General features: G+C 68.6%; 2 protein-coding genes. Both read right to left on the bottom strand.

Annotated elements, in window-relative coordinates; translation table 11 throughout:
* Nucleotides 1-800: DUF6531 domain-containing protein (locus AC27KI_RS24320; RefSeq protein ID WP_487116311.1), on the bottom strand; the 800-nt coding region annotated here is incomplete at its 3' end.
* A gap of 152 nt (nt 801-952) precedes the next feature.
* On the bottom strand, nt 953-1,658 hold a 706-nt coding region (locus AC27KI_RS24315; protein WP_487116309.1), incomplete at its 5' end, for a bacteriophage T4 gp5 trimerisation domain-containing protein.

The following is a 1,658-nucleotide window of genomic DNA, read 5'->3' as shown; positions in this document are numbered from 1 at the left end:
TCCCGGTCCCGGTCCCGCTCCCGGTTGTAGTGCAGTGCATAGCGCCGCCCGCTGCCGTCGGTGATGCCGGCCAGCCGCCCGTGCTCGTCGTATCCGTAGTGCTGGCTGCGCCCGAAGCGGTCCAGCACCCGGCCCACGCGGTGGTGCCCGTCCTCCCCCGGCCACAGCAGCCACGCGGTGGTTCCGTTGCCCGAGGCGGCGATCACGCACCGCGCGTCGGCCCGGGCCTCTTGGGGCACGTGGGCCCAGCGCGGCTGCCAGGCCCAGGGCTGCAGCTCGCTAGGGATGCGCGATGGAAGCGCCTCGGGGCTGACTGGACGACCACCCGCACCGCCACCACCACCACCGCTGCCACCACCGCGCATCAGCCACAGGTCTTCGCTGGCGCTGTACAGCGCTTCGCCGGGCGCCAGCGGCTCGCCGAAGGTGATGGCCCTCCCCCCGGTGTCCAGCAGCACGGTGCGCCCTGCCTCCAGCCGCACGGCGATCTCCATGGGCAGCTTCCAGCCGTAGCCCAGCAGCCCGCAGGCCGCCCCGTGCTCTTCGTTCACGTAGCTGCTGTACTGGCGCTGCCACACGAGCGGCATCGGCCCGGGCAGGCTGAAGTCCAGCTCGTCCCCGCCCATCAGCACCTTGGCCCCCAGCGCCGGGTTGACGGGGCTGCCCACCGCCATGCCGCCCGGGCACACGGAGCACGCCACGCCCCCCGCCGAGCCGATCAGCACGGTGGCCGAGCCCTGAACGATCGGCCCGCCCTTTTGGGTCATGTCGCTTTGCCGTGCCGCTGGTTTGCCACTCATGCTGTCGCTCTTTCTTGGGATCGTTTGCCAGGTTCAGGCAAGGGGAGAGGTAAGGTCTTTGCGCCAATCGCCTCGGGGCTCTGGCCATCGCATCAGGTTTGGGGCCGCGCCAGCGCGCGAAGGCCCTGCAGGGCAGTCCCCGCCGGCCCGCCTCAGCAGTTGAGCTTGTCCAGGCTGGACAGCACTTCGATCAGCGCCGGCGTGAGCCGCACGGTGCTCGCCCCGCAGCGCAGGGTGATCTCCTGGTCCGCCTCCAGCGTGATCTGCTGCGCCTTCACAGCCAGCGCCTTGCCCACCTGCAGGCTGTCGCCACCCGTCACCTGCGCGCTGCGGTCCCCGCCCACGCTCACGCTGTCGTCCTTGCCCACGCTGCGGCTCCAGTGCATGCCCACCAGGTCGTTGCGCACCATGCCAACGTTCACGCTGTAGGCCATGCCGATGTTCATCATCTTGGCCATGCCGACGTTCTGCAGGGCCACCATGCCCACGGTCTCGGTTTTCATCTTCCCGACCTGGATGGTCCAGTTGCTGCCGATCTGGTCTTTCTCGTTCTTGCCGATGGTCTTGCTGCGGTTCTTGCCGATGCTCACCGTCTCGTCGATGCCGACGTCTTCGCTTCGGTTGTCGCCGATGCTGATCTTTTCGTCGTGGTCCACCCGCTCGGTGCCGGTTGTTGTGCACGGTGATCCTTTTTCATCGCGGTCCACGGTCTCGGTGCGGTCGCGGTGGATGACGTTGGTCTCGTCCCGGTCGATGGTCTTGCGCCGGTCGCGGCCGACCCACTTGTCCTCGTCGTTCTCCACTTCGGTGAGCTGGTCCTTTTGCGCATGCAGCCACAGCTGCTCGCCCGCTCCTGAA

The organism is Acidovorax sp. KPB24-03 (assembly GCF_057546605.1).
This window is presented reverse-complemented; position numbering and strand designations above follow the sequence as displayed.